This is a genomic window from Amycolatopsis cynarae, from assembly GCF_026802195.1.
Classification (GTDB): Bacteria; Actinomycetota; Actinomycetes; order Mycobacteriales; family Pseudonocardiaceae; genus Amycolatopsis_E; species Amycolatopsis_E rhizosphaerae.
In genome coordinates this window covers 6,151,397-6,173,455 of sequence record NZ_CP113836.1, presented here as the reverse complement: position 1 = coordinate 6,173,455, position 22,059 = coordinate 6,151,397, and the positions used below count along the sequence as shown (strand labels likewise).

At 70.4% G+C, this 22,059-nt stretch carries 26 protein-coding genes; 13 read left to right on the top strand and 13 right to left on the bottom strand.

The window, feature by feature from the left end; genetic code table 11:
- Positions 1–20: 20 nt before the first annotated feature.
- Positions 21–3,260, bottom strand: coding sequence for a glycohydrolase toxin TNT-related protein (locus tag ORV05_RS29685; protein WP_268755260.1), 3,240 nt, complete (start codon positions 3,258–3,260; stop codon positions 21–23).
- Positions 3,261–3,397: 137 nt separating this feature from the next.
- Between ORV05_RS29685 and ORV05_RS29680 the strand changes: the two genes are divergently transcribed.
- Positions 3,398–4,255: a bifunctional methylenetetrahydrofolate dehydrogenase/methenyltetrahydrofolate cyclohydrolase gene (locus tag ORV05_RS29680; RefSeq protein ID WP_268755259.1), complete on the top strand. Its 858-nt coding sequence runs from the start codon at positions 3,398–3,400 to the stop codon at positions 4,253–4,255.
- Positions 4,236–4,532, top strand: coding sequence for a DUF3017 domain-containing protein (locus ORV05_RS29675; RefSeq protein ID WP_144592752.1), 297 nt, complete (start codon positions 4,236–4,238; stop codon positions 4,530–4,532). The genes ORV05_RS29680 and ORV05_RS29675 overlap by 20 nt, the downstream gene beginning before the upstream one ends.
- Before the next feature lie 10 nt (positions 4,533–4,542).
- On the opposite strand, the gene ORV05_RS29670 is transcribed toward ORV05_RS29675, so the two are convergent.
- Both ORV05_RS29670 and ORV05_RS29665 read right to left on the bottom strand, forming a co-directional pair.
- The gene (locus ORV05_RS29670; protein WP_268759961.1) at positions 4,543–5,715 is read right to left on the bottom strand and encodes an MFS transporter; all 1,173 of its coding nucleotides are present in this window, start codon (positions 5,713–5,715) and stop codon (positions 4,543–4,545) included.
- A gap of 165 nt (positions 5,716–5,880) precedes the next feature.
- Entirely contained in the window at positions 5,881–6,189 is a 309-nt protein-coding gene (locus ORV05_RS29665) for an ArsR/SmtB family transcription factor (RefSeq protein ID WP_268755258.1), read from the bottom strand.
- 91 nt (positions 6,190–6,280) lie between these two features.
- Between ORV05_RS29665 and ORV05_RS29660 the strand changes: the two genes are divergently transcribed.
- Positions 6,281–7,504 (top strand): MFS transporter, encoded by a 1,224-nt coding sequence (locus tag ORV05_RS29660; protein ID WP_268755257.1) that lies wholly within the window; start codon positions 6,281–6,283, stop codon positions 7,502–7,504.
- On the opposite strand, the gene ORV05_RS29655 is transcribed toward ORV05_RS29660, so the two are convergent.
- Complete coding sequence (locus ORV05_RS29655) at positions 7,417–7,611, bottom strand: DUF1918 domain-containing protein (protein WP_144590668.1); 195 nt, start codon at positions 7,609–7,611, stop codon at positions 7,417–7,419. The genes ORV05_RS29660 and ORV05_RS29655 overlap by 88 nt on opposite strands.
- Positions 7,612–7,772: 161 nt before the next feature.
- On the opposite strand from ORV05_RS29655, the gene ORV05_RS29650 reads away from it, so the two are divergent.
- On the top strand, positions 7,773–8,033 hold the full coding sequence (locus ORV05_RS29650; RefSeq protein ID WP_268755256.1) for a Prokaryotic metallothionein: 261 nt from the start codon (positions 7,773–7,775) through the stop codon (positions 8,031–8,033).
- 21 nt (positions 8,034–8,054) lie between these two features.
- Here ORV05_RS29650 and ORV05_RS29645 read toward each other — a convergent pair whose 3' ends face one another.
- From ORV05_RS29645 to ORV05_RS29635, 3 genes are all read right to left on the bottom strand, one after another.
- Positions 8,055–8,630: an HhH-GPD-type base excision DNA repair protein gene (locus ORV05_RS29645; protein ID WP_268755255.1), complete on the bottom strand. Its 576-nt coding sequence runs from the start codon at positions 8,628–8,630 to the stop codon at positions 8,055–8,057.
- A gap of 82 nt (positions 8,631–8,712) precedes the next feature.
- Positions 8,713–9,060 carry a VOC family protein gene (locus ORV05_RS29640; protein ID WP_268755254.1) on the bottom strand — a complete coding sequence of 116 codons (348 nt, stop codon included), beginning with the start codon at positions 9,058–9,060 and terminating at the stop codon, positions 8,713–8,715.
- 39 nt (positions 9,061–9,099) lie between these two features.
- A complete protein-coding gene (locus ORV05_RS29635) occupies positions 9,100–9,939 on the bottom strand; it encodes an LLM class F420-dependent oxidoreductase (RefSeq protein WP_268755252.1) in 840 nt (279 codons plus the stop codon).
- A 227-nt stretch (positions 9,940–10,166) separates the two neighbouring features.
- Here ORV05_RS29635 and ORV05_RS29630 point away from each other — a divergent pair, with 227 nt between their 5' ends.
- From ORV05_RS29630 to ORV05_RS29620, 3 genes are all read left to right on the top strand, one after another.
- Entirely contained in the window at positions 10,167–11,390 is a 1,224-nt protein-coding gene (locus tag ORV05_RS29630; protein WP_268755251.1) for an NADP-dependent isocitrate dehydrogenase, read from the top strand.
- Between the two features lie 64 nt (positions 11,391–11,454).
- Positions 11,455–12,123 (top strand): hypothetical protein, encoded by a 669-nt coding sequence (locus ORV05_RS29625; RefSeq protein ID WP_268755250.1) that lies wholly within the window; start codon positions 11,455–11,457, stop codon positions 12,121–12,123.
- Between the two features lie 106 nt (positions 12,124–12,229).
- Positions 12,230–12,547, top strand: coding sequence for an SH3 domain-containing protein (locus tag ORV05_RS29620; RefSeq protein ID WP_268755249.1), 318 nt, complete (start codon positions 12,230–12,232; stop codon positions 12,545–12,547).
- A gap of 19 nt (positions 12,548–12,566) precedes the next feature.
- Here the strand turns inward: ORV05_RS29620 and ORV05_RS29615 are convergent, their stop codons facing one another.
- Positions 12,567–13,286 carry an MBL fold metallo-hydrolase gene (locus tag ORV05_RS29615; RefSeq protein ID WP_268755248.1) on the bottom strand — a complete coding sequence of 240 codons (720 nt, stop codon included), beginning with the start codon at positions 13,284–13,286 and terminating at the stop codon, positions 12,567–12,569.
- Here ORV05_RS29615 and ORV05_RS29610 point away from each other — a divergent pair.
- Both ORV05_RS29610 and ORV05_RS29605 read left to right on the top strand, forming a co-directional pair.
- Complete coding sequence (locus tag ORV05_RS29610) at positions 13,285–14,145, top strand: exodeoxyribonuclease III (protein ID WP_407652597.1); 861 nt, start codon at positions 13,285–13,287, stop codon at positions 14,143–14,145. The two genes, ORV05_RS29615 and ORV05_RS29610, sit on opposite strands and share 2 nt — an antisense overlap.
- Positions 14,146–14,216: 71 nt before the next feature.
- Positions 14,217–14,939 carry an HD domain-containing protein gene (locus ORV05_RS29605; RefSeq protein ID WP_268755247.1) on the top strand — a complete coding sequence of 241 codons (723 nt, stop codon included), beginning with the start codon at positions 14,217–14,219 and terminating at the stop codon, positions 14,937–14,939.
- 48 nt (positions 14,940–14,987) lie between these two features.
- On the opposite strand, the gene ORV05_RS29600 is transcribed toward ORV05_RS29605, so the two are convergent.
- From ORV05_RS29600 to ORV05_RS29585, 4 genes are read right to left on the bottom strand one after another with little or no spacing between them, the layout of a single operon-like run.
- Positions 14,988–15,464, bottom strand: a complete 477-nt coding sequence (locus ORV05_RS29600; protein ID WP_268755246.1) for an NUDIX domain-containing protein — start codon at positions 15,462–15,464, stop codon at positions 14,988–14,990.
- On the bottom strand, positions 15,461–16,165 hold the full coding sequence (locus tag ORV05_RS29595; RefSeq protein WP_268755245.1) for an SRPBCC family protein: 705 nt from the start codon (positions 16,163–16,165) through the stop codon (positions 15,461–15,463). The genes ORV05_RS29600 and ORV05_RS29595 overlap by 4 nt, the downstream gene beginning before the upstream one ends.
- A 4-nt stretch (positions 16,166–16,169) precedes the next feature.
- On the bottom strand, positions 16,170–16,769 hold the full coding sequence (locus ORV05_RS29590) for an ArsR/SmtB family transcription factor (RefSeq protein ID WP_268755244.1): 600 nt from the start codon (positions 16,767–16,769) through the stop codon (positions 16,170–16,172).
- Positions 16,770–16,810: 41 nt separating this feature from the next.
- Entirely contained in the window at positions 16,811–17,032 is a 222-nt protein-coding gene (locus ORV05_RS29585) for a DUF2277 domain-containing protein (protein ID WP_268755243.1), read from the bottom strand.
- A 206-nt stretch (positions 17,033–17,238) separates the two neighbouring features.
- Here ORV05_RS29585 and ORV05_RS29580 point away from each other — a divergent pair, with 206 nt between their 5' ends.
- Positions 17,239–17,604: a hypothetical protein gene (locus ORV05_RS29580; protein ID WP_268755242.1), complete on the top strand. Its 366-nt coding sequence runs from the start codon at positions 17,239–17,241 to the stop codon at positions 17,602–17,604.
- A gap of 6 nt (positions 17,605–17,610) precedes the next feature.
- On the opposite strand, the gene ORV05_RS29575 is transcribed toward ORV05_RS29580, so the two are convergent.
- A complete protein-coding gene (locus ORV05_RS29575; protein WP_268755241.1) occupies positions 17,611–18,666 on the bottom strand; it encodes a TDT family transporter in 1,056 nt (351 codons plus the stop codon).
- 77 nt (positions 18,667–18,743) lie between these two features.
- Between ORV05_RS29575 and ORV05_RS29570 the strand changes: the two genes are divergently transcribed.
- The 3 genes from ORV05_RS29570 (at position 18,744) to ORV05_RS29560 (ending at position 22,058) form a co-directional block, all read left to right on the top strand.
- Entirely contained in the window at positions 18,744–19,640 is an 897-nt protein-coding gene (locus ORV05_RS29570; RefSeq protein WP_268759959.1) for a LysR family transcriptional regulator, read from the top strand.
- A gap of 75 nt (positions 19,641–19,715) precedes the next feature.
- Entirely contained in the window at positions 19,716–20,708 is a 993-nt protein-coding gene (trpS, locus tag ORV05_RS29565) for a tryptophan--tRNA ligase (protein WP_268759958.1), read from the top strand.
- Between the two features lie 135 nt (positions 20,709–20,843).
- On the top strand, positions 20,844–22,058 hold the full coding sequence (locus ORV05_RS29560) for an efflux RND transporter periplasmic adaptor subunit (protein WP_268755240.1): 1,215 nt from the start codon (positions 20,844–20,846) through the stop codon (positions 22,056–22,058).
- Position 22,059: the final 1 nt, after the last annotated feature.

Sequence of the window (22,059 nt, the reverse complement as noted above, 5' to 3'; positions counted from 1 at the left end):
CCGGGGCGGCGTGCGTCGGCTCAGGCGATGGGCGGCTCGCCCGCATCGAGTTCGACGAGGTGGCCCTCGGCGAGTAGCTCCTCGACCGAAGCGGGCAGCAGGTAAGCGGCCCCGCCGCCGGGCTGGTTGAACCACGGGATGGCCACCCCGGCCAGCGCTTCCAGCGGGCGCTGCACCCGGTAGACGTGGTACGGCCTGCTGATCCACTCCGGCACCAGCGACCGCTCTTCGAACGCGGTACCGGCGGCGTAGGTGAGGTTCCCGTTAGGACCGCCGAACCGGTCCAGCTCACTGCCCGGGGGCAGCTCCCGCATCTCCTTGCTCCGGAACAGCGTCAGCGGCGGTTCGCCCGGCAACGGCTGGATCGGCCACTGCTGCTGGCCACTGCCGTTCTGGGAGGTGCCCGCGGCGGTCGTGCGGGCGGGTTCCCGGCGCGGCAAGGGGGAAGGCGCCGGCGAGGGCGTCCCGCCGCCCGTTCCCGACGGCTCGCGCTGGGGAAGCGGCGGCGGCACCGGTGCGGCGAGCATGGTGGGCGCAGAGTCCGGGGCCGGCTCGTCGAGCCGCTCGGAGAGCGGGGCCGACTGCGGCTCGGGCTGTGGTTCCTCCCGGCGGGACTCCCGGAGCCGCTCGGCGCTCGGCCCGCCGTTCACCGGAGCCGTGTCCCCCGGGCGGAACCGAGGTTCCTGAGCGACCTCGAAGTGATGCTCCTGAGTTGCCGGGGCGTACTGCTGTTCCGGTTCGGGGGTGAAGTGGTGTTCTGGCTCGGGGGTGAACCGTTCCTGCGCGGTGGGGGCGTACTGCTGTTCCGGTTCGGGGGTGAAGCGGTGCTCTGGCTCGGGGGTGAACCGTTCCTGCGCGGTGGGGGCGTACTGCTGTTCCGGTTCCGGGGTGAAGTGGTGTTCCGGTTCCGGCGTGAACCGCTCATGCGCGGCCGGGGCCGGGGCCAGGGCCTGCTGTTCCGGTTCGTCAGTGACGTATCGGTGTTCCTGCTTCGGCTCGGGCGCGTACCGCTCCGGTTCAGGGACGTACCGGTGCTCCTGCTCCGGCTCGGCGGCGTATCGCTCCGGCTCGGGGGCGGTCTGCTGTTCCGGCGCGAACCGGTGGTCCTGTCCGAACGACTCCTCCGGCGCGAACGCGTGAGCGGATTCGTGCCCGGCTACGGCCCCGCGCTGGTCGGCGAACACGCCTTCCTGGCCCTGGCCCGCCATGGCTTCCTGCACCGGTTCGAACCGGTGCTCGGGTGCGGACTCGGCCGCGCCCTCCGGTTCCGGTGCGAACCCGTGTTCCTGAGGGGGTTCGAAGCGGTGCTCCTGCGTGGCCTCGTTCGCGTCCTCTTCGGGCCGGAATCCCTGTTCCACTGCGGCGAAGCGGGATTCAGGCGGCGCTTCGAAGCGGTGTTCGGCTTCGGGGGCGTAGCGGTGTTCCTGTGGTGGGGCGGCCTGTTCCGGTTCCGGGGCGTAGCGGTGTTCCTGCGGTGGGGCAGCCTGTTCGGGTTCGGGGGCGTAGCGGTGTTCTTGGGGCGCGGCGGCCTGTTCCGGTTCCGGGGCGTAGCGGTGTTCGTGCGGTGGGGCAGCCTGTTCGGGTTCGGGGGCGTAGCGGTGCCCTCGTGCGGGTTCCTGCGGGGCCTCGGCCTGAGCATCCCGCCGTTCCTGCGCCGGTTCGGCCGGGGAACCCCAGACCGGCAGCGGGATCGACTCACGGGTGCGCGGGTCGAGCAGCAGTTTGCCGAGCAGGAAAGCGGCGGCGTCTTCGGCGGCTCCGAACGTCGCCGGGTTGGTGAGCTCTTCGTCGTACCAGCCGACGCGCCAGCCGGACTCGGTCCGCTCCACGCTCCAGGCCTGCTCGGCGGGCTCACCGATGCGGTACACCGCCTCGGGCACACCGAATTCGTGCAGCCTGCCGCGCAGGTCTTCGAGGACCGGTTCCGGTTCATGCCGGTCCACGGCCTGCCGGGCGTGGACCGGGGGCTCCGGGAACTCTGAGAGCTCTGAGAGCTCTGAGAGTTCTGAGAGCTCCGGGTCCTGCGGCGGTGCGGGCGGTGCCGACGGCACCGGGGCGGGGACGGGGGGCGCGAACTGGGTGGCGGGCCCGCTCTCGGCGACGGGTTCGGGTTCCGACGGGGCCGGGGGCTGCGGTTCCGGCTCGGGCGCGGGCACCGGTGCGTGCACCTGTGTCGCGTCGGGTTCCAGCGCCGGGGCGACCGGTGCGTGCACCCGTGTCGCGTCGGGTTCTTCCACCGGGGCCACGGGCGCGTGTATCCGCGTCGGAGCGGGTTCCTCCGCCGGGACCACCGGGACCACCGGAGTGAACATGGTCGGCTGCTCGACCGGAGCGGGGCGCGGTGCCTGCGGGGCGGGGGGCGGCTCCTCGACCGGGGCGTGCGCGAGCGGGGCCGGGGGCTCCGGCATCGGGCGCGGCGGCCGGGGCGGTGCGCCCCGGTGCAACTGGGCACCCGCGGCCTGCAGGATGTGCTCGGGCACCTCGGGGAGCCGGAAGCCGGCGCCCTGCACGTGCGCGACCAGATCGGCTTCCGGTGCGATGCCGTATTCCTGCAGGTAGTAGTTGACCGCGGCGGGCCAGATCCAGCTGCCGTCGGTGTGGAAGGCGACCGGAACCTTCGCGGTGGGCGGCGAGGACAGGCGGTCGAGGTCGTAACCGCGCTCCGACAGCACGACCGGAGCCGAGGCGAGGTACTCGTAGAGCCGGTCCAGCTGATCGGGGTCCAGTTCGGGGCGGTGGAACACCGGACGCCCGTCCGGGCCCTGCCCGTCGAAGATGCGGGCCATCCGGAAGCGTGGGGCCGCCACGGGCGGCGGTTCCGGGGACGGGCTCGAAAGGCGGCGGAAGAGCCATTCCGGCACGTTCTCCTCGGCGCGCGGGAACATCCGCAGCTCGTCGGCGTAGGCCGGCGGCGGGGGCTCGGATTCCCAGCGGGGCTCTTCCCGGTCGTATTCGAGGTTGTAGCTCGATGGGTGGTCGAGCTGGTACCGCGCGTTGAACCAGGTTCCGCGGCCCTCGCGGTACATCCCGGCTCGGAGGCGGCCGAACAGGGTGGCGATGTCATGGGTGGCCGTCCACTCGTGGACGCTGCCGTCCTCGGTGAGCACCTCCCCGGTCAGTTCGTGGTACCGGCCGACGGCGCGGTAGTGCGCGGTCACCCGGCGCCAGTCGGGCGGCGCCGCCCGAAGCAGGGCGAGTCCGATCTGCTTGACCAGGGTGTCCTGCTCGGTCGCATTCAGCTGGGGGGTCGGTTGAGCCACCACGCCATTTTGACCGGTCACGGAAGTGAATGCACACCACCCGGCCCACTACCCCGATTGACCAGTGGTTATGCGTCAGGCGGGCGACCGAGCGTCTAGCTGCGACTACGCCCCGTGCCCTCTGTCAGAATGGAACCGTGACGGCAACGGTTCTCGACGGCAAAGCGACCAAGGACGCCATCTTCGCGGAGTTGAAGCCCCGGGTGGCGGCGCTGGCGGCGAAGGGGGTCACCCCCGGCCTGGGGACCGTGCTCGTCGGCGACGATCCGGGCTCGCATTCCTACGTCCGCATGAAGCACCAGGACAGCGCGAAGGTGGGGGTCAACTCGATCCGGCGCGACCTTCCGGCCGACATCGGCCAGTTCGAGCTGGAAAAGGTCGTCGACGAGCTCAACGCCGACCCCGAATGCCACGGCTACATCGTGCAGCTCCCGCTGCCCGCGCACCTGGACACCGGCCGCATCCTGGAGCGGATCGACCCGGACAAGGACGCGGACGGTCTCGCCCCGGTCAGCCTGGGCCGCCTGGTGCTCAACCGTCCCGGCCCGCTGCCGTGCACGCCGTTCGGCATCGTCGAGTTGTTGCGCCGCTACCAGGTGCCGATCGACGGCGCGCGGGTCACCGTGGTCGGTCGCGGGATCACCGTCGGCCGCACGCTGGGCCTGCTGCTGACCCGCCGCAGCGAGAACGCCACGGTGACGCTGTGCCACACCGGGACCCGTGACCTGGCGGCCGAGGTGCGGCGCGCGGACATCGTGGTCGCCGCCGCCGGTGTCCCCGGCATCATCACCCCGGACATGGTCAAGCCCGGGGCTGCGGTGCTCGACGTCGGCGTCTCGCACGTGAACGGCAAGCTGACCGGCGATGTCGCTCCCGGCGTCGAGGAGGTCGCGGGCTGGCTGTCGCCGAACCCCGGCGGGGTCGGCCCGATGACCCGGGCGATGCTGGTCACCAACGTGGTCGAGGCGGCGGAACGTGTCGTGGCTTCGCGGTAACCGCGCGGCGCTCGTCGAGCAGGTGCCCTTCGGCATCGTGCTCGCGCTGGTGGCGGTCGCCGCGCTCCGGATCTGGCAGTACCACTGGCGGCAGGGCGCCGTCATCGTGGGCGGCGCCCTGCTCGTGGCGGCGGTGTTCCGCGCGGTGCTGCCCGGCGCCAGGGCCGGCCTGCTTGCCGTCCGCGGCAGGCCGGTGGATGTGCTCAGCTACTCCGGTCTCGGGGCCGTACTGCTGTTCCTGGCCTTCACCATCACCGACGGCCCGTTCGGCAGCTGAGCCCGCCGGTTCAGGCCTCGGCGAGGGCCGGGGCCGCGACCGCGCGGCGATCGAGGGCTCCCGAGACCGCCGCGATGGACAGGCCGAGCACGGACAGGATGGCGCCGACCAGGTTCGGGGCGACCAGGCCGAGCCCGCCCGCGATGACGAGGCCGCCCAGGTAGGCGCCGATCGAGTTGGCGATGTTGAACGCGGACTGGACCGCGGCCGACACCAGTGACGGGGCGCCGCCCGCCTTCTGCATGATCCGGGTCTGCATCATCGGGCCGATCATGAACCCGGTGACGCCCAGCGCGAAGATCGTGATCGCGGCGCCGATCTTGCTGTGCGCGGTGAGGGTGAAGACCGCCAGCACCGCGGCGAGCGCGAACAGCGCGAAGTACAGGCTCGGCATCAGTGCCCGGTCGGCGAGCCGTCCGCCGAGCAGGTTGCCGATGGTCATGCCGACCCCGGCCAGCGCGAGCAGCACGGTCACGTTGTGCGGTGCGTACCCGGCGACGTCGGTGAGCATCGGGGTCACGTAGGACAGGGAGGCGAACACCCCGCCCATGCCGATGGTGACGATCGCCAGTGCGAGCCACACCTGCGGGCGCCGGAAGGCCGCCAGTTCGGTGCGCAGCGAAGCCTCGGCCGGGCGGCCCTGGTGGGGGACCAGCCGGGCGGTCGCGGCGAGCGCGAGCAGGCCGATGAGGACGACGACGCCGAAGGTCGCGCGCCAGCCGACCTGCTGGCCGAGCAGGGTGCCCAGCGGCACGCCGACCACGTTGGCCAGCGTCAGCCCCAGGAACATCATCGAAACGGCCTTCGCCCGGTTTCCGGGTTCGACCAGGCTGGAGGCGACGACCGCGCCGGCACCGAAGAACGCGCCGTGCGGCAGTCCGGCGACGAAGCGGAAGAGCACGCCGAGTTCCTGGTTCGGCGACAGTGCGAACAGCAGGTTGCCCACGGTGAACAGCGCCATCATGGCCAGCAGCATCGTTTTGCGCGGCAGCCGCACGGCGACGGCGGTGAGCAGGGGCGCGCCGACGACGACGCCCAGTGCGTATGCGGTGATCAGATAGCCCGCCGAGGGGATGGACACCCCGAAGTCGGCGGCGGCCTGGGGCAGGACCCCCATCATCACGAATTCGGTGGTGCCGATTCCGAAGGCACCGATGGCCAGCGCGAGCAGCGCGACGGGCACGGTTCTCCTTTCCAGTGCGATCTGCATCGATACAGACGAGGGGTATGAAGAAGGACAGCCCGGGCGCGACGATGGCCCTTCGACTGTCCTGCGACCAGTGTCAACCGGTGACGGGACCTTTGTCATCCCGGTGGAAGGGTGACGATTCCCACGTAACGCGCCAGGTCAGCGCCCGGCGGTGAGCACGGCGTCAAGCAGTCCGGGGAAGGCTTCGTCAAGATCCTTGCGGCGCAAGGAGTTCAGCCGGGTGGTGCCCCGCTGGCGGGTGCTGATCACCCCGGCCTCGCGCAGGATGCGCAGATGGTGGGTGAGCGTCGACTTGCCCACGGACACCTCGAAGCCGCCGCAGGCCACGTCGGCGCATCCGGCGAGCTGGCGGACCATGTCGAGCCGCACCGGGTCGGCGAGCGCGTGCAGCACGGCGGAGATCTCCATCTCGTCCGCCCGGGGGCAGGGAATTGTGTCCGTGCTCATGGATCCCATCGTACGACCACGCTCGAACTTCGAGCATGTTCGTAGTACGGTACGAATCGAAGTTCGATGCCGGTCAAACACAGGGGAGTCGATGTCCTCACCGAGAACGGCGGTGCTCGCGGTCGGCACCTTCGCCGTCGGCACCAGCGGCTACATCGTCGCGGGCCTCCTGCCGGTCCTGTCCGCGCAACTGCACGTGTCCGCCGCGGCCGCCGCCCAGCTGGTCACCGCGTTCGCCGTCGCCTACGCCGTCGGCTCACCGCTGTTCGCCGCCGCCACCGGCCGCTGGGAGCGGCGGCGGCTCCTGGTCGCGGCGCTGGTCGTGGCGGCGATCGGCAACACGCTCGCCGCCCTCGCCCCCACCTACGGGCTGCTGCTCGCCGCCCGCGCGGTCACCGCCGTCGGGGCGGCCGTGTTCACCCCGGTGGCCAGCGCCGTGGCCGCGCAGCTCAACCCACCGGAGCGCCGTGGCCGCGCCGTCGCCGCCGTCTTCGGCGGGCTGGCCCTGGCCACCATTTTCGGGGTCCCCGTGGGCAATCTGCTGTCCCAGCACATCGGCTACCGGGCCGTGTTCGGAATGGTCGCGGTCCTGTCGCTGGCCGGGGCCGGGGCGGTGCTGGCCGTCCTGCCCAGCGTCGCCCCACCCGCCCCCGTGCCCTTCCGCGACCGCTTCACCCCGGTGCGGGACCCCCGGGTGGTCGTCGTGCTGTTCGCCACCATCGTCTGCTGTGTGGCCTCGTTCAGCGTCTACACGTTCATCTCGCCGGTGCTCGCCGCGACGGCGGGCCTGCACGGGACGGCGGTGAGCATGCTGCTGTTCTGCTACGGCGCGGGGGGTGCCGCGGGCAACGTGCTCGGCGGGCGCGCGGTGGACCGCTGGGGTTCCCGCCCGCCGCTGATGGCCGTCATCACGCTCGCGGTCGTCGTCCTCGCCGTGCTCCCGCTGGTGGCGCGCACCGTCACCGGCGCCGCGATCGTGCTGTTCCTGTGGGGCATGAGCACGTGGGCGTTCAACCCTCCCGTGCAGCACCGGCTCATCGAACTGGCGCCCCAGACCTCCGGGCTGCTGCTTTCGCTCAACGCCTCGGCGATCTACCTCGGGGTCGGCCTGGCCGGCGTGGTCGGCGGACTCGTGCTGACGGCGGGCGGGCCGGGCGTCCTGCCCGAGTTCTCCTCGCTGCTGGACGTGCTCGGCCTGCTCGCCGTCGGATTCGCCTGGCAGCGCCGTCAGGTGGGTTCGCGCGGCGCCACCACTTCGCAGTCCGAGCCGGGGAAGATGAGCCCTTCGTGCCCGTCCGCGAACCTGACCAGGTAGGGCGGCTGCCCCTGCTCGCCGTGCACCTCGACGATCTCGCCGTGCTGCTCTCCGGCGCCGACCGTGCGGCCGTGCACCACGATCCGGTCTCCCACGGTTGCGTGCATTGCGGGTACCTCCGGGAAAGACGTGACCTCCCATCGACCAGGGTAACGGGGGGTCCCCGGCCCGTCGAGTGGTCCAAAGTGGACCGAAAGGGGCCGTCGGGGCACCTGATGGGGGCGCTCCTCCGGTTGCCGGTGCCTGGGGTCGCGCGCACGCTGATGGCATGGCCAAGTGCAATGTCTGCGGGAACGAATACGCCATGTCCTTCGAGGTGCGCACGATGACGGGCGACACCTACACGTTCGACAGCTTCGAGTGCGCGGCGCAGCGCCTCGCGCCGCAATGCGAGTACTGCGGCTGCCGCATCCTCGGTCACGGCGTGGCCGTCGACGGCCGTTTCTTCTGCTGTGCGCACTGCGCGAGGGAGAGCGGCTCCGGGCGAGCCGCCGAGATCAAGGACACCGTCGGGTCCTATTCGGGCTGAACGGCCCGATCCGGCCCCGGCTCAGGACGAGCGGGCGGCCGCCTTGGCGGCCTTCTTGAAGGCGCGGACCTCGGCGAGGGTCTCCGCGCTGGTGACGTCCGCGATCGAACGCCGTGCCCCCTCCTCGCCGTAGGCCCCGGCGGCTTCGCGCCAGCCCGCCGGGCGCACCCCGCGCTGCTTGCCGAGCAGCGCGAGGAAGATGCGCGCCTTCTGGTCCCCGTATCCCGGCAGATCCTTCAACCGGCGCAGGACCTCCTTGCCGTCGGGCTCGCCCTCCGTCCAGATCGCCTCGGGCCGTCCGTCGTAGCGCTCCATCACGTACCGCGCCAGCGCGTGCACCCGCCTGGCCATCGAGCCGCCGTAGCGGTGGATGGCGGGCTTGCGCACACACAGTTCCACGAACTCGTCCAGATCGGATTCCGCGATCGCGGCGACGCCGAACCCGCCCATCCGGTCCGCGATCTTCTTCGGCCCCGCGAAGGCGATCTCCATCGCCACCTGCTGATCCAGAAGCATCCCGGTGAGCAGGGCGAACGGGTCCTCGGACAGCAGCCGGTCGGCTTCGGCGTCACCGGTGAGGCGGAGAGGGGCGGTCATGGGGCCATCCTGACACGCGTGGAGCCCATGCCGCTTCTTCGCGCGCCCCGATGCGGCGCCGCGTCCGTGCTTCGGGCCTCGCTCAGTGGCTGAGGATGTTCACGACGTTCCCGTTCGGGTCGCGGACGAAGAACCGGCGCACGCCCCAGGGTTCGTCGGTCAGTTCGTGCACGATCTCCACGCCGGTGGCCGTTGCCTCTCGGTACGCCGCATCGACGTCGTCGACCTGGATCGAGGCCACGGGCACCACGCTCGCCGTCGCGTCGTCGGTCATCAGGCTCAGCTGGACTTCGGGGCGTCCGGGCTCGGCCAGCGTGACGATCCAGCCGTGGTCCATGACGACCTCCATTCCCAGCACCCGCGTGTAGAAGCCCTTGGCTTCTTCGAGCGAGGCGCAGGCGAGGTCGGGCACGATGCGCTGCACGGTCATCCGGCCATCTTGCCGGAAATCCCGTAGAAGCGCGGCAGTTCAGGCGAGGGGCGCGAGGGCTTCGGCGAGTGGTTCGAGGATGGCGGGCTTCGCGCCGATCGGCAGGTTGACCACGAGGAGGTCGACCCCGGCTTCGGCGAAGGCCGCCGCCTGCTCCGCGACCCGGCCCAACTCGTCTTCCGAGCGCAGGAAGACGTTCGTCGAGCAGGTGATCTCCGCCGGGTCCCTGCCCACTTCCCGGCAGCGCTCCACGAGGATGTCCTTCAGCGCGAGCCATTCCCGCGGCGTCGCCATGATGCCGTTCCACTGCTGGGCCCACCGCGCCGCGGCGCGCAGGGTGCGGTTCGGGCCGCGACCGCCGATGACGATCGGCGGGTGCGGGCGCTGCACCGGCTTCGGTTCGCAGCGGGCGTCGGTGAGCCGGTAGTAGCGGCCCGTGAAGGTGGTCGTCTCCTGGCTGAGCAGGCCGATGATCACCTGCACCCCCTCGTCGAAACGGTCGAAACGCTCGCGCAGCGGAGGCAGTTCGATGCCGTAGGCGTCGCATTCCTGCTGGTTCCAGCCGGCGCCGAGGCCGAGTTCGAGCCGCCCTTCGGCGATCACGTCGAGGGTCGCGGCCATGTTGGCGAGTACCGCCGGATGCCGGTAGATCAGGCCCGTCACCTGGCAGCCGATGCGGATGCGCCGGGTCGCCTGCGCGAGCGCGGCGAGCATCGTCCAGCCCTCCAGGTTCGGGCCGTTCGTGTCGCCGGTCAGCGGGTAGAAGTGGTCCCAGTTCCAGGCCGACTCGAACAGTGCGATGTCGTCCGCGGCGATCCAGACGTCCCGGATCTCGGCCCAGCTCTGGTGTTCCGGTACGGACTTGACGGCGAAACGCATGTCGCTCCTCCCACGCGGTCGTGGTTCCGCAAAGGAAGTTACGCCGAACCGTGCGTGACCGGAAACGACGGCGGCGCGGCGACCCCGGCCGGGCGGCCCGGCGGAAACTGGGAGACTGGCGTTCGTCACCACTGAGGGCGCCGGCCCGCTCCCAAGCAGTACGCTTGTACCGCATACACAGTGCTGAGAACCAGACGCGAGGATCCGCGAGAGGAGCATTGCTGCTCATGGCCAAAATCAAGGTCGAGGGCACCGTCGTCGAACTCGACGGCGATGAGATGACCCGCATCATCTGGCAGTTCATCAAGGACAAGCTGGTCCACCCCTACCTGGACCTCAACCTCGAGTACTACGACCTGGGTATCGAGGAGCGGGACCGCACCGACGACCAGATCACCATCGACGCCGCCAACGCGATCAAGAAGCACGGGGTCGGCGTGAAGTGCGCCACCATCACCCCGGACGAGGCGCGCGTCGAGGAATTCGGCCTCAAGAAGATGTGGCGGAGCCCGAACGGCACCATCCGGAACATTCTCGGTGGTGTCGTTTTCCGTGAGCCCATCATCATCCGGAACATCCCGCGGCTGGTGCCCGGCTGGACCAAGCCGATCATCATCGGCCGCCACGCCCACGGCGACCAGTACAAGGCCACCGACTTCAAGGTCCCCGGCCCCGGCACCGTGACCATCACCTACACCCCGGACGACGGCTCCGAGCCGATGGAGTTCGAGGTCGCCCGCTACCCCGAGGGTGGCGGTGTCGCGATGGGCATGTACAACTACCGCAAGTCGATCGAGGACTTCGCCCGCGCTTCGCTGCAGTACGGCCTCGACCGCGGCTTCCCGGTCTACCTCTCGACCAAGAACACCATCCTCAAGGCCTACGACGGCATGTTCAAGGACGTGTTCGCGGAGATCTTCGAGAACGAGTTCAAGGCCGACTTCGACGCCAAGGGCCTGACCTACGAGCACCGGCTGATCGACGACATGGTCGCCGCGTCGCTGAAGTGGGAGGGCGGCTACGTCTGGGCCACCAAGAACTACGACGGTGACGTGCAGTCCGACACGGTCGCGCAGGGCTTCGGCTCGCTCGGCCTGATGACCTCGGTGCTGCGCACCCCGGACGGCAAGACGGTCGAGGCCGAGGCCGCGCACGGCACGGTGACCCGGCACTACCGCCAGCACCAGCAGGGCAAGCCGACCTCCACCAACCCGATCGCGTCGATCTTCGCGTGGACCCGGGGCCTGGAGCACCGCGGCAAGCTCGACGGCAACTCGGAGCTGATCGGCTTCGCGAGCAAGCTGGAGCAGGTCGTCATCGAGACCGTCGAGAGCGGCAAGATGACCAAGGACCTCGCGCTGCTGATCGGCAAGGACCAGCCGTACCAGACCACCGAGGAGTTCCTCGCGACGCTGGACGAGAACCTGGCCAAGAAGATCAACCAGGGCTGACGTCACACTGGTAAAGGGCGCGTTCCGGCTCCCGCCGGGCGCGCCCTTTGCGTATGGTGCACCGGTGCAGGTCAAGGATGCCGGCGGAGAGCGCTGGGCGATCAGGCGGAAGTTCACGCCCTGGCACCGGGTGTTCCAGCCGGTGAACCTGGCGTCGGGCAGGTACTTGCGTTACCGCGTCGAGCGGCTCAGCGAGAAGCAGCGGAACGCGCTCGCGAACGCCAAGCAGCGACGGGAAGAGCGCAAGGCCGAGCGGGAACGCCGCCGGGACGAGCGTGAGATCAGCGGCTGGCAGTGGCTGTACCTGCTCCCGCTGCTGTTGGTCGCCGCGTTCGCGGTCGGTGCCGTGGGCCAGGCCGTCGAGGCCTTCGTTTACCTCGTGCAGTTCCTGATCTGGCTGGTCGTGCTCCCGTTCTATCTGGTGGAACTGCTGCTTCGGTTGGTCGTCGGCGGGGTGCTGTGGCTGGCGCGGGCGACCGGCCTGGCGCGCACCCGGGTCGACGTGGTCGGCGGGGGCGAGCGGATCGCCTCCCTGACCAAGATCCTCGTCCCCGGCTACGGCAACGCGGGGCACCTGGCGCGGGCGTTGGGGGAAAGCCGTTCGAAGGCGTCTTGGCCGTTCGATCCGGTCCGTGAACCGGAGGTGGCGCGCCTGCTGGCCGGGGCGCGGGCGGAGGTCGTCGAGCACACCGGTTGGCAGACGGAACCATCACCGGCCGTGATGGGGGAATGACCGGCGTTGGCGCCTCCGGGTGGTTTCCGCCCGGTCGTCTGGTCCCCGTGACCGCGGGATGGCTACCCTGGCCGGGAGTGTTCTTGATCATCGTCGAGGAGCCCCCGTGATCCTGGGAATTCCGAAGCGCACCCTGACCATCATCGCGGTGCTGGTGGGGGTCGGGCTCATCTACGTGCTGGGTGCGGACAAGCGCACCTCCTCGGGCGCCACCCCCGGTTCGACCGGCTGCGTGATGACGGTGACGGCGGATGTGCTCAACGTGCGGTCCGCGCCCGACCCGAACGCCGGGATCGTCGGGAAGTTCAAGAAGGACGCCCAGACCGGCGCCGAACTCGACGTCCAGAACGGCTTCCGCAAGCTCGGCGACAACAAGTGGGCCGCGGCCGAGTTCCTCAAGCCCGCCCAGGGCAACTGCGGCTGAGGCGCAGGGCAGCGCGCGGTCAGAGGGTGAGGACCAGACCTTCGGTCGCCGCGAGGACCTCCCCGCCGAAACGCGCACGAGCTTGGCGTACCGGCACTTCGCGATCGCTGCCGGGCCAGAAGTGGGTGAGCAGCAGACGCCGGGCGCCCGCCCTGGCGGCCCAGTCCGCCGCCTCGCCCGCCGTCATCAGGTACCGCGGTTCGGTGTCCGGTGGCGCGTCCTGCAGCGTGGCTTCGGCGATGAACAGGTCCGCGTCCCGGGCGAGTTCGGCGAGTTCCGGGCTCGGCCCGCCGTCCCCGGTGTAAGCGATCGTGACGCCGGGTGCCGAAAGCCGTACCCCGTAGTTGGGCACATGGTGTGGCAGGAGCCGGGATTCGAGCCGGAACGGGCCGACGGTCGCCGGTTCGGCGAGGTCGTGCGGGTCGAACACGGTGGCAGGGTGGGGCCGGGGCTCCAGCGCTTCCAGGACCCGCAGCACGCCCGGCGGGCAGTACAACGGGAGTTTCGGCGCCCCCTCGGTGTACTGGCGGAGCCTGCCGAGCGCGCTGACGTCCACGCAGTGGTCGGGATGCTCGTGCGTGACGATCACCGCGTCCACGTCGCCGTCCAGGCGTGAGGCGGTCCCGTACCCGAGGTCGAGGATGAGGCGGAAGCCGTTGCAGGTCACCAGGAATCCGCTGCAGGCCCGGCCCGGTTCCGGCCACGCGCCGCAGCTGCCCAGCACGGTCACTCGCGTCATGGCCGCAGTGTCCCAGCTTTTGTCGGTGGGCGCGGGTAGTCTGCGCGTCGTGGTCACCGTCTCCAGCGTCAACGTCAACGGCATGCGTGCCGCCGTCAAAAAGGGCTTCGTCGAGTGGCTCGCCGCCAGCGGGGCCGACGTGATCGCGTGCCAGGAGGTACGGGCCGAGACGAGCCAGCTGCCCCAGGACGTGGTGGCCCCGGCGGGCTGGCATGCATACCACGCGCCCTGTGCCACCAAGGGGCGCAACGGGGTTTCGGTGTACAGCCGGATCGAGCCGGTCGAGGTGCGGGTCGGCTTCGGCGAGCCGGAGTTCGAGGACAGCGGCCGGTATCTGGAGGTGCACCTGCCCGGCCTCGTGGTGGCCAGCCTGTATCTCCCCAGCGGTGAGGCCGGCACCGAGCGGCAGGCGGAGAAGGAGCGCTTCATGGCGGCCTTCCTGCCGTATCTGCGGGAGCTGCGGGCGAAGGCCGAGGCCGCGGGTGCCGAGGTGATCGTGGCCGGGGACTGGAACATCGCGCACGCCGAGATCGACCTGAAGAACTGGAAGAGCAACCAGAAGAACTCGGGCTTCCTGCCGGAGGAACGGGCCTGGCTGAGCCGCGTCTACGACGAGGCGGGGTATGTCGACGTGCAGCGCAGGCTCGACCCGGCGGGCCCCGGGCCTTACACCTGGTGGTCCTACCGCGGCAAGGCGTTCGACAACGACTCGGGCTGGCGGATCGACCTCCAGGTCACCACGCCCGGACTGGCCCAGCGGTGCACGTCGGTCGTGGTGGAGCGGGCGCCGAGTTACGAACTGCGCTGGTCGGACCACGCCCCCGTCACCGCGACCTACGACTACGACCTGCGGGCGTAGGGCCCGGGCGCGCATGGTTTGCGTGGCGGCCCGCGGCAAGCGGCTCCGCCGCTTCGGAACGAGGAGGCTTCATGGGTGACGATGGCGCGGCCTCGACCGGGGCCGACCGGCTGCGGGGGTCCCGCGAAACTCCGGACGGGCAGGCGGAACCATTGCTGGCCGACCGCAACCCGCTGCCGTTCCTTGGTGATCGCCTCGGCGCCCAGCTGACCTTCCTGATCGAAGCCGATCGGCTCAAGACGGTGCTCCGGCAGTCGCCGCTCGCGGCCGTGGACCGGCGCGAGAACGACGCCGAGCACTCGTGGCATCTCGCGCTGATGGTGAGCGTCCTCGCGGAGTACGCCGACGAGCCGATCGATGTCGGGCACACCGTGCAACTCGTGGTGGTGCACGACCTCGTCGAGATCTACGCGGGCGACACCCCGCTGTACGACGTGCAGGCCCGCGAATCCCAGGCGCAGCGCGAGCAGGCCGCGGCCGAGCGGCTTTTCGCGCTGCTGCCGCAGGATCAGGCCGCGTCGTACCGCGCCCTGTGGGACGAGTTCGAGGCCCGTGCCACGCCGGAGGCCCGGTTCGCCAAGGCCATGGACCGGTTGCAGCCGTTCCTGCTCAACTGGATGGCCGGGGGCGGCACCTGGCGCACTCCCGGCGTCACCGCCGACCGCGTCCGGAAGCGCCGCGACCTGATCACCGACGGTTCGGCGCGCCTCGGCGAGGCCGCGGAGACGATGATCGAGGAAAGCGTGCGACGCGGCTGGCTCCCGCCCGCTCCGCAGAACGGCACTCTGACCTAGCACCGCGGGTGGAGCAAGGGATGTTTACTACGGTCCCCCTCGCCGCGTTCATCGTGGCGGGCGGGGCACCAGTTCGGTGAGCCGGTCCAGAAACGGTTGCTGGCTGGCGAGGATCTTCTCCCGCGCCTGGTCGATCCCGAACCAGGCGACGCGGTCGAGCTCCGGGAAATCCTGGAACCGGCCCGAACCTCGGGGCCATTCCATGCTGAACGTACCGGGCACCACCAGGGCCGGGTCGAGATCGGCCTGAAGCGCCCACGCGGTGACGACCTTGCCCCCGGACTGGCGGACGCTGCCCAGGGCGGTCAGTTCCCCGGGAGGAACCGGCAGGCCCAGTTCCTCCCGGAACTCCCGGCGGGCGGCCGCTTCCGGTTCCTCGCCCGGGTCGTACTCGCCCTTGGGCAGCGTCCACCCGCCGGCGTCCCGGCGCGCCCAGAACGGCCCGCCCATATGTCCCAGCAGGACTTCCAGGCCGTCACTTTCCTTGCGGTACAGCAGGATTCCCGCGCTCTGGCGTCCGCTCACGCGGCGAACACCTCGTCCAGCAGGGTGCGCCAGGCCTGCTCGGTCTCGTCCTTGCCCGCGCCGCCGAACAGGTGGTGGGCCGCGTCCATGGTGCCCCCGAAGTGGTTGCGGCCGAAGACCCGGTACAGCGCGTCGGTGGTGCGGAGGCCGAGAAAGTAGGGATTCAGGTAGTCGACGACCGCTTCGACCGGGGTGAGGCCGGGCAGTGCGAGCCGGATTGTCTCGCCTTCCCGGGTGACGCCGAGCGCCTGCTTGACCGATTCCATGGCCTTTTCCCCGGAGGAGGCGGCGGGGCCGGAAACGGCGGCGTAGGCGGCGGTGCGGCCGGAGAAGTACTTGAGGTACTGGCCGAGGGTGTGGAGGTAGAAGTCGGTGTGCTTGGCGGCGCCGTCGTACTGGTTGTCCCAGTCGTCGGTGAACACGCCACTGTGGACGTACCGGAGGGTCGCGGTGCCGCCGTCACGCGCTTCGACGATGTACTCCAACGCATTGAACCAGCCGTTTTCGCCCTCGACACGGACCGCGAACCGGTTCGGCGGCTCCCAGGCGCGGACCTTCGGATCGTTGGCCACCCCGTCGGCGGCGGCCTCCATCTCGACCGGGAACATCCAGTTTCCGGTGCCCGCGGTGACGGCTTCGAAAACCGCTTCCGGAGTGGCCTCCAGCACGACTTCCCGCTTGATTTCGAATTCCTTGGACATGTGTTCACCCTTCCTTTCCGGTGGCTTTCTTGAGCGTGGGGTGCAAGGCGACGACAAGGCGGTGCCCGCGGCCGCCCGGCGCGTTTTCGGCGTGGTATTTCGCGACGAGTGCCTTTACCGCCGTGCCGAGTTCCTCGGCGAAGGCGGCCCGGTCCGCGGCGGTGGCGAAGCGGATCTCCGAGTCGATCGCGTAGGTCGCCAGGCGCTGCCGGGCGGCGGTGGCCCCGGCGATGAGGTCGCCGACCTCCCGAACCAGCCGGGCGGCCAGTGCCAGCAGCCAGCGCGCCGAGAGTTGATCGGGCGCGCGGCCCGGATCGGGGGCCACGTCGGCGAGCGCGGTCGGCGAGATGACGTACGAGGCGGCGGTGGCCTGCATCACCCGTTCGGTGACGTTGCCCTTCCTGCGCTCCTCGACGAGCTCGATCAGGCCGTGTCGTTCGAGCGCCCGCAGGTGGTAGTTGACCTTCTGCCGGGACAGTCCCACCTGCGCGGCGAGCGTGGTGGCCGATCCCGGTACGGCGAGCGCGGCCAGCAGTTTCGACCGGACGGGGTCGAGCGAGACCTCGGCGGCGGCCGGATCGTCGATCACGGTGACTTCGAGCATGGGACCACGGTCGCACCGAAAAATAAGTTTGTCAAGACAGCTCAAACTGTCGGGTGTCCGCCCCGTACCCGCAGGGTCGCGAGGAGCTCCGCGGTCGCCTGCTCGACGGCGTCCACGGCTCGCTCGAAGGCTTCGGCGTTGTGGGCGGCCGGTTGCCGGAAGCCCGAGATCTTGCGGACGTACTGCAGGGCGGCGGCGCGGACGTCCTCGCTGGTCACCTGCTCGGCGAACGGGGGCCGGAGGGTTTTGATGCTGCGACACATGGCCCGCATTCTCCGCTCGTCGAACTCCGGTCGACACGTTTTTGGGTGGACCCCCTGTGCGGGAGACTCGGATGGGCGCTAATCTCTGCCGCGCAACGACGGAAAACCCCGGGGCTTGACACGCTCGGTAGTTTTCACAAGGAAATACCCACCCATTAGTGTGACAGTCGTTCTAGGGCGAGAAACTCGTCGCGGGAGGCATCCCGGTGCACAGCCGAAGCACCTTGCTCAGGTTCCTGATGCGGATGAGCGTGACCCTGGTGGCGATGCTGGCCACCGGAACCGGTGTCGCGGCGGCGGCCGAGACGCCGAAGGCCGCGACCGAGGCCGAGACGATGTCTCTCGGCGTGCTCGGCCCGGTGGGGCTGGCCGCGGTCATCCTCGGCGTCGTGGGCATGGCGCTCGGTGTGCTCCGCCAGCGACGCAAGGCGCAGGCCGACTCCGCTGACTCTGCTGCCGCCCCCGCCGTCCCGGAGGCCGCGCCGGTCGCCGCATCGAGTGAAATCGCCGATCTCCCCGGGGCCGCCGTCGAGACCCCCGTCTTCACCCCGCACCGCCCGTCCGTCCAGTAGGGCCGCTCAGCGGAAGGCGGTCGCCCTGACCGGCGTCGCCATCGCCAGCAGGGTGCGCACCGCGACCGTCAGCCACAGGGCGACGAGCAACCCGTAGAGCACGACCGCGGCCACCGCGAACAGCGCGGAGTGCGTCACCGCCGCCAGTGCGCTCGTCCCGGTCACGCAGGTGCCGACCGGGAAGGTGAAACTCCACCAGGTCAGCGAGAACGGCAACTGGGAGCGCAACGTGAGAGTGGCCGCCAGCGCCAGCCACAGCATCGCGAAACCCCAGGTGGGAACGCCGTAGAGCAGGCCGAACGCGAACGCGGCGGAACTACCGGGCAGTACCCCCGGCGCGGCCGCGCCGAGCAGGTTCGCCGCCGTCACCGACTGGCCGAGCGGGCCGAGCACGATCCAGACGGTGGGCACGGTCCCCGGGCCTAGCCGTACCAGGCGGTGCCAGATCAGCGGCAGCAGTGCGAGCGTGGCGAACAGGCTGACGCCGAACAGCGCGTAGCAGAACAGCAGCAACGCCAGCCGCGGCTGGCCGGGCGGCAGGTGCGGCACGAGGGCCGCGCCGGTGGCCGCGGACACCATCGGCGGCACGACGGGCATCAGCCAGCCGCCGAACGCTTCGCCGGTCTCGAGCCGCCCGCTGATCATCCGGTAGGGCAGCCCGACCGCGGTGACCAGCCCGAGCAGCGTGCCGGTGATCCACAGCGTCCCGTCGACGGCCAGCGCCGGGCCGAGGCCGAGCCAGGACTGCCCGAGCGAGAGGGCGCCGGCGCCCACGGTGAGCAGCGCCATCGGCGGAGCGCCCCAGAAGTGCGCGAGCACCGGATCGCTCAGGTGCGCCAACTGGTGCTCGCGGTTGCGCCGCCACTCCCGGGCCATCACCCCGCACAGCAGCGCGAGCCAGAGGGCGGCCAGTGCCCAGACCACGGTGGCGGCCGCGCGGAGCCCGGCGAGGTGGACCGGCAGGGCCGGGACGGCGTTGGCCACGATCCCGGTGCCCATCACCGAGGCGAACCAGTTCGGGGTGCTGCCCGCGCGGGGCAGGGACGGTGCGCTTGTGAGCATGTCCCACACGTTCGGGCTAAACCGGTCGCTTCACCAGCCCGCCTTGCTCGATGGGCTCATAGCCTGTGTTTATGTCGTTGCCGTCACGTGTCACGGATCTGGCCGGGTTCGACCTGCTGCTGTCGGTGGCCCGGCTGGGGGGAATCGGCGCCGCCGCACGGGAGCACGGCATCTCGCAGCCCGCCGCCAGTGCCCGCATCCAGCAACTCGAGGCCCGCATCGGCGTCGCCCTCGTCGACCGGTCGCCGCGGGGCTCCCGGCTGAGCCGGGCGGGGATCCTCGTGGCGGACTGGGCGCGGCCGGTGATCGAGGCCGCCGCCGATCTCGAGTCGGGGATCGCCGCGCTCCGTGAGGAACGCGACGGGCGGCTTCGGGTCGCGGCGAGCCTCACCGTCGCGGAGTACCTGCTGCCGAAGTGGCTCGCCGCGCTGCGCGGGCTCAACCCCGGCACCGGTGTCGCGCTGGTGTCGGGCAACTCCAGCGACGTGGCGGGCCGGGTGCTGGCCGGGGAGGCCGACCTCGGCTTTGTCGAGGGCCCTGACGTGCCCGCCGGTCTGCGGGCCGAGACCGTCGCCACCGACGAACTGCGACTCGTGGTCGCGCCCGCGCATCCGTGGGCGAAACGCAGGCGAAAGCTCCGGCCGGAGGAACTGGCGGACACCCCGCTGATCTGCCGTGAGCCCGGCTCGGGCACCCGGTTGGCGCTGGAACGCGCCCTGGCGCCGCACCGGCTCACCGATCCGCTGCTCGAACTGTCCTCCACCACCGCGATCAAGACGGCGGTGATGGAGGGGATGGGGCCGGCCGTCCTCGGCGCGCACACCGTGGCCAACGAGCTCGCGGCCGGGACGCTGGTCGCGCTGGAGGTGCCGGGGGTCGACCTGTGCCGCCGGCTGCGCGTGGTCTGGCGGTCGGGGCAGTCGCTGCGGGGGCCCGCGGCGGACCTCGCCGCCATCGCCGCGCGCGGCGCCTGAAACAATCGGGGTGTGTCCGAAGCTCAGGAAAACCAGGTCGCCTCCACCACGGGAACCGCGGAAGCCCGGCTGCGGGTGCTCTCCGGCATTCAGCCGACCGCGGACTCCTTCCACCTCGGGAACTACCTCGGCGCGCTCCGCCAGTGGGTGCGGCTGCAGGACACGCACGAAACCTTCTACATGGTGGTGGACCTGCACGCCATCACCGTCGAACAGGACCCGAAGGTGCTGCGCCAGCGCACGCGCGTCTCGGCGGCGCAGCTGCTCGCGCTCGGGGTGGACCCCGACCGCAGCGCCCTGTTCGTGCAAAGCCACGTCCCCGAGCACGCGCAGCTGTCCTGGGTGCTGGAATGCCTGACCGGTTTCGGCGAGGCGAGCCGCATGACCCAGTTCAAGGACAAGGCCGCCAAGCAGGGCGCCGACCGCGCCAGCGTCGGGCTGTTCACCTACCCGATCCTGCAGGCCGCGGACATCCTGCTCTACCAGGCGCACGCGGTGCCGGTGGGCGAGGACCAGCGCCAGCACCTCGAGCTTTCGCGAAATCTCGCGCAGCGGTTCAACCACCGTTTCGGCAAGACGTTCGTGGTGCCCGAACCGCATATCGTGAAGGACACCGCGAAGATCTACGACCTGCAGGACCCGACCAGCAAGATGAGCAAGTCGGCGTCCTCGCCCAATGGGCTGATCGAACTGCTCGAAGACCCGAAGCGGTCGGCCAAGAAGATTCGCTCGGCGGTGACCGACACCGGGCGGGAAATCGTCTTCGACCCGGAGGGCAAGGCCGGGGTGTCGAACCTGCTCTCCATCTACTCCGCGCTGACCGGGAAGTCCATCGAAGAACTGGAGAACTCCTACCAGGACAAGGGTTACGGCGACCTGAAGAAAGATCTCGCCGAGATTCTCGTCGAGTTCGTCACTCCGTTCCAGGAACGGGTGAAGTCCTACCTGGACGATATTTCCGAGTTGGACAAGGTGCTCGCGCGGGGTGCCGAGCAGGCACGTGAGGTGGCCACCCGGACGCTCGCCGTGGTTTACGACCGGGTCGGCTTCCTGCCCATCGGAAGGTAAATCATTCTTTACCGTTTCCCGTCCGATACATAGTTGATTCACAGGTTCCCCGGCGCCTTTTTCTCATAAACTCCCAAGAATCAGCGGCGATGATTCTCGCCCGTTGGTTCCTTCAGGTGAAGAGAGAAGGTCGCCGTGCTGCGCAGGAAGAGACGGTGGATCCTGGGCGGGGCCGCCGTGGTGGTGGTCGCCGTCACCGGGGTGACGATCTGGCTGGTCACCCGGCCGCAGAGCACCGCCCCCGCGTACCGCCTGGTCGCGGTCGGCACCACCACGCTCAAGCAGACGGTCTCCTCGTCGGGCACCATCCAACCGGCCCAGCAGAGCAACCTGAACTTCGGTGTGGCCGGGCAGGTCACCGCGGTCGAGGTGACGGTGGGGCAGCGGGTGAGCGCCGGCCAGACGCTGGCGACCCTGCAGTCGGCCTCGCTGTCGGCGAGCGTGGCGCAGGCGAAGTCCACGCTCGCCTCCGACCAGTCGAAGCTGTCCTCCGACCAGACCGCGAACGCGTCCAGCGCCCAGCTGTCCGCGGACCAGGCCGCGATCACCGCGGCACAGAACCAGTTGGACAGCGCGCAGGCCGCGCTCTCACAGGCGACGATGACCTCGCCGATCGCAGGCACCGTCGCGGCCGTGAACCTCACCGTCGGACAGCAGGTCTCCGCCACCGGAACCGGTTCCGGCAGCTCGGGCAACAGCGCGTCGGGCAACTCCTCGGCGGGCGGGACCGCCTCGTCCGGGAACCAGAGCACCAGTTCCTCGTCGAGCTCGTCCTCCGCGCAGATCGTGGTGATCTCCACCGATTCGTACCTCGTCAACGCCGGGGTCGACGACACCGAGGTCGGACAGATCAAGACCGGCGAACAGGCGGTGATCACGCCCAACGGCGCCACCACACCGGTCTACGGCACCGTCACCTCGGTCGGCGTGATGCCCTCCGGCTCCTCCTCGGTGCCCAGCTACCCGGTCACCATCGCGGTCACCGGCAACCCCACCGGGCTGTTCGCCGGAGCCGGGGCGAGCGTGTCGATCGTGGTCAAGCAGCTCACCGACGTGCTCGCGGTGCCCAGCGCCGCGGTGCACTACAGCGGCGGGCAGGCCACCGTCGACGAACTGGTCGGCGGCAAGCAGACGAGCAAGCCGATCACCGTGGGGCAGACCTCGAACGGGATGACCCAGGTCCTCAGCGGACTGTCGGAGGGCGAGCAGGTGATGGTGACCACTCCGGCCGGGACCGGTGGTTCGGCCAGGACCGGCACCGGCACCGGCACCGGGAACGGCCAGGGCGGCCGCGGCACCGGTTTCGGCGGCGGTGGCCGCACCGGTGGCCTCGGCGGGTTCGGGGGCTGAG